Below are 7,852 nucleotides of genomic sequence, written 5' to 3'. Positions count from 1 at the left end.
CGGGCCGCCGTTTCACAAGATCGGCGGCGCGGCGCTGGCGGCGGAACTGGATGCGAAGCGGGCGATCCGGGAAGGCGCCGAGCTGGCGGCGCGTTTATGACCCGGAAACCCGGAACGAAAACACGGCGTTACCGCGCGGGCGGAAACCATACCTCGTTTCGTCCGGGCGGGGACCAATACGTCGTTTCGCGCCGGCAGTCATCATCCGTCGTTCCCGCGCAGGCGGGAACCCAAGTCAAGTATCCGGAGTCGAAAGATCGGATTTGCTGCGCCAGGTAATTGGGTCCCCGCCTGCGCGGGGACGACGGTTCAGAGAGCAACCGCTGACCGCCTTTACTGCCCGGCCCCGCTGCTGCGTTTCTTGCTCTTCCTGCTGGGATTATCCGATGCCGGCTGCGCCGTCTGATCACCCTGGCGTGGGGTGTTGGCATCGCTCTGCATGGAGCCCGTCGGCGATTCCAGCGCGCCGCCTTTCTGCTGCTGTTCCATGCCGCCGTAGCCCGACTGGCGCGCCGCGTTCAGGCGGTCTTCCTCGCCGCGCGCCTGCATGCGCTGGGCGCTCTGGCGGGCGCTCCAGCCGGCCTGCTGGCCGCCGGCGCCGCCGCGCTGGCTGCCCACGTTGGCGTTGTCGAGGCCGCCCTGCAGCGATCCGCGCGAACGCAGGGCCGCACCCAGCTGTTCGACATTGGCCGACTGGACGTTGGCGCTGCCCGGCGCCACCCAGCCCGGTGCGCGCGGCTGCTGGCTGTTTTCCGCGACGGTGACGGTTTTTTCCTTGGCAATGCCGCGGGAATGCGTGGTGTCCGGCCCTTTTTGTTTCGACATTTGATCCTCCTGTGAGCTGCGCATGCTGATGCGCTGACAGAAGGATCATGCGCGCGGGGAACGCGCTATTCCAGAGGAACAGGGAGCGCACCTTTGTAGGACTGGAACTACCGTAGGGTGGGCGTTTGAGGCCGGGGGCCTCAAACGAAACGTGCCCACGCGTGACGTTTGCGCCGTGCTGGCGCAACGCGTGGGCGGAGGCCGCCCACCCTACAATTTGCGCACGACGACGCAGCCGATCGAATAGCCGGCGCCGAACGAGCAGATGACGCCGTGGCTGCCGCTGGCCAGGTCGTCCTGGTGCGCGTGGAATGCGATGATCGAGCCGGCCGACGACGTGTTCGCGTACGTGTCGAGGATGACTGGCGCTTCCTCCGGCGTGGCGTCGCGGCCCAGCAGGGTGCGCGTGATCAGCTGGTTCATGCTCAGGTTCGCCTGGTGCAGCCAGAAGCGAGAAATGTCCTCGATTTGCAGGCCCACGCCTTCGACGGTGGCGCGGATCATCGCGGCCGCCATCGGGCACACTTCCTTGAACACCTTGCGGCCTTGCTGGCGGAACAGTTTATCGGGCTGGCCGACGCCGTCCTCGTCAAAACGGTTCATGAAGCCGAAGTTGTTGCGGATGTTGTTCGAGAACTTCGTTTTGAGTTTCGAGTCGAGGATTTCGAACTGGTGCGCGCTCGTGGCCGTCTCGGCCGCCTCGATGACCATGGCCGTGCACGCGTCGCCGAAGATGAAATGGCTGTCGCGGTCGCGGAAGTTCAGGTGGGCGCTCGTGATTTCGGGGTCCAGCACGAGCACGGCGCGCGCCTGGCCCGTCTGCACGGCCGCCGCCGCGGTCTGGATCGCGAAGGTCGCCGACGAGCAGGCCACGTTCATGTCGAAGCCATAACCTTCGATGCCGAGCGCGTCCTGCACCTCGACGGCCATCGCCGGATAGGCGCGCTGCATGTTGCTGGCGGCGACCAGGACCATGTCGATATCCGCCGGCGTGCGGCCCGCGCGCGCGAGGGCCTGGCGCGCCGCGGCGATGCAGATCTCGGCCTGCAGCGACAGTTCCTCGTCGGCACGCTCCTTGATGCGCGGCGTCATGTGGGTCGGATCGAGGATGCCGGCCTTTTCCATCACATAGCGCGACTTGATGCCGGACGCCTTTTCGATGAAGGCGCTGCTGGACGGCTCCAGCGCGGCCACCTCGCCGGCCGCGATGTTATCGGCATGCTCGGCGTTGAACAGCTCGACGTAGGCATTGAAGGCCGTCACCAGCTCATCGTTGGAAATCGAATTCGGTGGCGTGAACAGGCCGGTGCCGCTGATGACGACAGGTTTCATGGTTGACAGACTTTCATGGACAATAACGGGAGGCAACACCCCGGGAATCAGGCGATTCTACACAATCGTACTGACGGTGGGAACCGAGGGCCTACTCGACAGGAAGCCCGTCAGTACAGGCGTTGTGGGAAATCAGTGGGCTTGTTGTGCGAGCGAGGCGGGTGGCTGGGCGCGCTTGGACAACTGCACCGGCAAGCCCTGCAGGTGATGCAGGGCCTGGGCCAGCTGGAAATCGTCGGCGCTGCCGAATTCGAGCGGCTTGCGGGTGCGCTCGGCCGCCAGGATGCGCATCTGCTCCTCGATGTCGTCGTGGTTCGTCGCATCCTCGGGCGCGCGGCTGGTGTCGTTCTTGAGGTGGTGCTGCAGGTCGGCCTCGCGCATGCGCAGCGCGTTCAGGCCGTCGCCGTCGGCGTTCTCGTCGACGGGGATGTCGGGCACGATGCCGCGCGCCTGGATCGAGCGGCCGCTGGGCGTGTAATAGCGCGCCGTCGTGAGCTTCACCGCGGTGTCGCCGGCCAGCGGGCGGATCGTCTGCACCGAGCCCTTGCCGAACGTCTGGCTGCCGACGATGGCCGCGCGTTTGTGGTCCTGCAGGGCGCCGGCGACGATTTCCGACGCCGAGGCGGAGCCCGTGTTCACCAGCACGACCATCGGAATGGTCTTATACAGGTCCGGCACCTTGTCGAGCGGGTCGTTGCCGCGGCTGAGCAGGTAGTACTCGGGGCTGCCGTAGAACCGCGCCTTCGAATCTTCCAGCTGGCCGTTCGTCGAGACGATCTCGGCATTCTTCGGCAGGAAGGCCGCGGCCACGCCGATCGCACCCTGCAGCAGGCCGCCCGGGTCGTTGCGCAGGTCGAGCACGATGCCTTTCAGGTTCGGTTCTTCCTGCGCCAGCGCGGCCAGTTTGGTGGCGAGGTCGTCGACGGTCGGTTCCTGGAACTGCGAGACGCGCACCCAGGCGTAGCCGGGCGCGACGATCTTGCCCTTGACGCTCTTCTGTACGATCTCGTCGCGCACGATCGTGAACGACAGCGGCGCCGGCGCGTCCTTGCGCAGCACGGTCAGCACGACCTTCGTGTGCGGCTCGCCGCGCATGCGCTTGATGGCCTCGTCCAGGTCCATGTCCTTGACCGCCGCGCCGTCGACGTGCGTGATCAGATCGCCGGCCCGGATGCCGGCGCGGGCGGCCGGCGCGTCCTCGATCGGCGTGACGATGCGCACATAGCCTTCCTCGCTCTGGTTGATCTCGATGCCCAGGCCGACGAATTTGCCTTCGGTCCCTTCGCGCAGTTCACGGTAGGCCTTGCGGTCCAGGTAGGCCGAGTGCGGGTCGAGCGCGCCGACCATGCCGGAAATGGCTTGCGTGAGCAGCTTGCGGTCCTCGACCGGCTCGACGTAGTCGGCCTTGATCGTGTTGTAGGCATGGGCCAGCTGGTGCAGGCCCTCGATGGGCATGCCGGCGACCGGCTTGTTCGCCAGGGCCGAGTATTGCATCGTGACGCCGATCCCGAGGACCACGCCGAGGGTGACCAGGGCGACGTTCTTGAAGCTGGAGCGCATGTGGATGGAGCGAGAAGGGAACTGCGGTCCAGTATAACCGTCCCGCGGCCCGGGCGTGGTGCCCGGGTGCGCAGGAAGACGGTCAGGCGACGGCGCGCCGGCCGGCCGGCAAGGCGCCGCGGCTGTTGATGATGCGTGAAAACAACGCCAATTGGCCGTTGGTCGTGTCGTCCCAGCTGAAACCCTCGGCATAGCGGCGGGTGGCGGCGTGGTCCGGGTAGTTGCGGCGCAATGCTGTCAGCGCGTCGGCGATGCCCTTGGCCGTGCGTTCCTTCATCAGCACGCCCGCTTCCGGCGCGGCCACCACTTCCGGCGTGCCCCAGACGTTGCTTGCCACCACCGGCGTGCCGCACGCCATCGATTCGAGCAGCACGTTGGCCCAGCCTTCGCGGCTGGAAGCGAGGATCATCGCGTCGGCCGCGTTGTAGTAATGCTTGAGTTCGGTCTGGGGGACCGCGCCGAGGAATTTCACGCGGTCGGTCACGCCCAGGCTGGCGGCGAGCGCTTCCAGCTTCTTGCGCTCCGGTCCGATGCCGGCGATCAGCAGCTTTACGTCCGGCAGCATCGGCAGCGCGCCGATCGTGAGGTCGTGCGCCTTGCGCGGGTCGAGCACGCCGACGGAGATGACGGTGAAGCCGTCCATCCCGAGCTGGGTGCGCGCGGCGGCCCGGTCCATCGGCACGAAACGCTGCAGGTCGACGCCGTTGCGCAGGGCGACGATGCGCTCGCCGGAAATGCCAAGGCCGATCATCTCGTCGCGCAACGCGTTGCACACCGTGATCATCCCGGCGGCGTTGTTTGCCGCCCACATGAGTTGCTTTCTGGGCAGCGCGTACTGCGGAATCAGGTTAATGTCGGTACCACGGGCCGTGATCACGACGGGCTTGTTGAAATACTTGCCCAGCATGACCGCGGCGACGCCGTCCGGATAAAAGTAGTGCGCATCGATGACGTCGAAGTCGTAGCCCTCGTCGATGATGCGCCCGATCTCCTTTTTGCAGGCCTGGGCCATCAGCCACGGCGCCGCCGTCATCCCGACCTTCGGAATGACGAGGTAGCGGGGGTGCGTGACGTCGATGCCGTAGCGGGTTTCCGACGCCGGCACCTTGGAAAAGGCCGCGTAGTCGCCGAAGCGCGGATTCTGCGACGGGAACCAGGGCACCGGCGCCACGACCTTCGATTCGACCTGGCCGCTGGCGAGCAGGTAGCGCAAGCGGGTCTCGACAAAGATGCCGTGGCTGGGTTTGACCGTATTCGGGAACAGGGAACTGAATGTAAGGAGCTTCATCGACGATCTTCGCGGAGCGGAAGGGCAGAGCGTAGCATCTATTATGTAATAGATTGCAATTACCTGTGTTTTCTAGCGGAACATGCCATAGTTTAATGGCAAAAATGTAACTCGCGTAGCGTGCTCGTCAGAAATCTATGATAAATTCGTCTAGTTTTTAACCCGGCGGCAAGTCCACCGGCCCACTCCCTCATGAGGCGAACCGGCATGCAGCGCGGGCGTCCCATGGCCCAACACCTCAATCTGTAGAGATTATGAAAATTTCAGTTATCGGGACTGGTTACGTCGGACTGGTGTCTGGCGCATGCTTCGCCGACGTCGGCAACACCGTGCTGTGCCTGGACGTCGATACGCGCAAGATCACGATGTTGAAGGACGGGATCATCCCGATCCACGAACCCGGCCTGGACAATCTCGTCCAGCGCAACGCCGCCGCCGGCCGCCTGCTGTTCTCGTCGAACTACGACGACGCCGTCAGCCACGCCGACATCATCTTCCTGGCCGTCGGCACGCCGCCGGACGAAGACGGCAGCGCCGACCTGACCCACATCCTGTCGGCCGCGCGCAGCATCGGTGAACGCCTGACGAAGCCGGCCGTGATCGTCGACAAGTCGACCGTGCCCGTCGGCACCGCGGAGAAGGTCAAGCGCGCCATCGCCGGCGAACTCGAGAAGCGCGGCGTGAACGTCGCGTTCCACGTCGTCAGCAACCCCGAATTCCTGAAGGAAGGCGCCGCGATCGACGACTTCATGAAGCCGGACCGCATCGTGGTCGGCTTCGACGATGTCGACGCGGGCAAGCAGATGCGCCAGCTGTACGCGCCGTTCAGCCGCAACCACGAGAAATTCGTCGAGATGGACATCCGCAGCGCCGAGCTGACGAAATATGCCGCGAACGCGATGCTGGCCACTCGCATCAGCTTCATGAACGAGCTGGCGAACCTGTCCGAACTGCTGGGCGCCGACATCGAAGCCGTGCGCCTGGGCATCGGCATGGACCCGCGCATCGGTCCGGATTTCCTGTACGCCGGCATGGGCTATGGCGGTTCCTGCTTCCCGAAAGACGTCAAGGCGCTGATCAAGACGGCATCCGACCACGCGCAGCCGCTGCACATGCTGACCGCGACCGAGAAGGTCAACGACGCCCAGAAAAACGTGCTGTTCACGAAGCTGGCGCGTTTCTTCGGCGGCGCGCAGGGCCTGAACGGCAAGACGATCGCCCTGTGGGGCCTGTCGTTCAAGCCGAACACGGACGACATGCGCGAGGCGCCGAGCCGCATCCTGATCAAGTCGCTGTTCGACGCCGGCGCCAACGTGATCGCCTACGATCCGGTCGCCAGCGAAGAAGCCAGGCGCGTGCTGCTGGCCGAGCACGGCGAGAGTGTGTGCAACGCCCGCCTGCGCATCGTGCCGTCGGCCCGCCAGGCCGTCGAAGGCGCGGACGTGCTCGTGCTGGTCACGGAATGGAAGGAATTCCGCGCGCCGGACCTGCCGTTCCTGGCCGAGAACCTGAAAATGAAGGCCGTGTTCGACGGCCGCAACATCTATGATCCGGAAGCGTTCCACAACGCCGGCCTCGTGTATGAAGGCATCGGCCGCCGTTCCGGGAAAGTCGAGCAATGACGGCAGCGGTCAGTAACAAAGGCACGATCCTCGTCACCGGCGCCGCCGGCTTCATCGGCAGCGCGGTGGCGGTGCGCTTGAGCGCCATGGGTCATACCGTGGTCGGCTGCGACAATTTCAACGATTACTACGATCCGGCGCTGAAGCATCATCGCGTCGAGGCCCTGTTGAACCCGGCCGGCGTGCCGTGCGAGACTGTCGAGCTGAGCGATGGCGACCAGGTGGCCGCGCTGTTCGAGCGCGTCAAACCGGCGCTCGTCGTGCACCTGGCCGCCCAGGCCGGCGTGCGCTATTCGCTGAAGAACCCGGCCGCCTACGTCCAGGCGAACCTCGTCGCCTTCGGCCACATGCTGGAAGCCTGCCGCAACCACAAGGTGGAGCACCTGCTGTACGCCAGCAGCAGCAGCGTCTACGGCGCCAACGCCAAGACGCCGTTCAGCGAGGACGACGTGACCGACGCGCCGGTGTCCCTGTACGCCGCGACGAAGAAGTCGAACGAGCTGATGGCCCATTCGTACAGCCATCTGTACGGCATTCCGACCACCGGCCTGCGCTTCTTCACGGTGTACGGTCCGTGGGGCCGCCCGGACATGGCGTATTTCAGCTTCGCGCGCAAGATGCTGGCGGGCGAGGCGATCCCCGTCTTCGCCGAAGGCAAGCTGTACCGCGACTTCACCTATATCGACGACATCGTCGAAGGCGTCGTACGGTTGCTGTTCAAGCCGACCACGCCGGAAGGCAAACCGCCGCACGCCATCTTCAACATCGGCAATCAGACGCCGGTGCAGGTGCTGGATTTCATTCGCACGCTGGAAGGCGCGCTCGACGTCAAGGCGACGCTGGATTTCCAGCCGATGCAGCCGGGCGACGTGCCGGCGACGCACGCCGATACCAGCAAGCTGCAGGCGTGGGTCGGTTACAAACCCACGACGACATTGGAGGCGGGTTTGCGTGAATTTGCGCAGTGGTATAATCGGGCGATACGTGAAAATGTTTCCTACCTGAAATGAAAAAAGTCCTCATCCTCGGCGTCAACGGTTTTATCGGCCACCATCTCTCCAAGCGCATCCTGGAGACGACCGATTGGGAAGTGTATGGCATGGATATGAATTCCGAGCGGATCACCGATCTGCTCGGCAATCCGCGCATGCACTTTTTCGAAGGCGACATCACCATCAACAAGGAATGGGTCGAGTACCACGTCAAGAAGTGCGACGTGATCCTC

Annotated in this window: 7 protein-coding genes; 3 read left to right on the top strand and 4 right to left on the bottom strand. The window is 64.7% G+C overall.

Annotated features, from left to right (window positions below):
• Positions 1–333 precede the first annotated feature (333 nt).
• The 4 genes from ASC93_RS17900 to ASC93_RS17885 form a co-directional block, all read right to left on the bottom strand.
• On the bottom strand, positions 334–825 hold the full coding sequence (locus tag ASC93_RS17900) for a hypothetical protein (protein ID WP_056445188.1): 492 nt from the start codon (positions 823–825) through the stop codon (positions 334–336).
• Positions 826–1,035: 210 nt separating this feature from the next.
• On the bottom strand, positions 1,036–2,157 hold the full coding sequence (locus tag ASC93_RS17895) for a beta-ketoacyl-ACP synthase III (protein WP_056445186.1): 1,122 nt from the start codon (positions 2,155–2,157) through the stop codon (positions 1,036–1,038).
• Between the two features lie 132 nt (positions 2,158–2,289).
• Positions 2,290–3,717, bottom strand: coding sequence for a S41 family peptidase (locus tag ASC93_RS17890; protein WP_056445183.1), 1,428 nt, complete (start codon positions 3,715–3,717; stop codon positions 2,290–2,292).
• An 82-nt stretch (positions 3,718–3,799) separates the two neighbouring features.
• A complete protein-coding gene (locus tag ASC93_RS17885) occupies positions 3,800–5,005 on the bottom strand; it encodes a glycosyltransferase family 4 protein (protein ID WP_056445180.1) in 1,206 nt (401 codons plus the stop codon).
• A 254-nt stretch (positions 5,006–5,259) separates the two neighbouring features.
• Between ASC93_RS17885 and ASC93_RS17880 the strand changes: the two genes are divergently transcribed.
• The 3 genes from ASC93_RS17880 to ASC93_RS32225 all read left to right on the top strand — a co-directional run.
• Entirely contained in the window at positions 5,260–6,627 is a 1,368-nt protein-coding gene (locus ASC93_RS17880) for a UDP-glucose/GDP-mannose dehydrogenase family protein (protein ID WP_056445177.1), read from the top strand.
• Entirely contained in the window at positions 6,624–7,637 is a 1,014-nt protein-coding gene (locus ASC93_RS17875) for an NAD-dependent epimerase/dehydratase family protein (RefSeq protein ID WP_056445174.1), read from the top strand. Before ASC93_RS17880 ends, ASC93_RS17875 begins: the two co-directional genes overlap by 4 nt.
• Positions 7,634–7,852, top strand: a 219-nt coding sequence (locus ASC93_RS32225) for an NAD-dependent epimerase/dehydratase family protein (protein ID WP_229412775.1), incomplete at its 3' end; no start/stop codon positions are given. The genes ASC93_RS17875 and ASC93_RS32225, both read left to right, overlap by 4 nt.

The organism is Massilia sp. Root335 (assembly GCF_001425685.1).
In the GTDB taxonomy this organism is placed as follows: Bacteria; Pseudomonadota; Gammaproteobacteria; order Burkholderiales; family Burkholderiaceae_D; genus Telluria; species Telluria luteola.
This window is presented reverse-complemented; position numbering and strand designations above follow the sequence as displayed.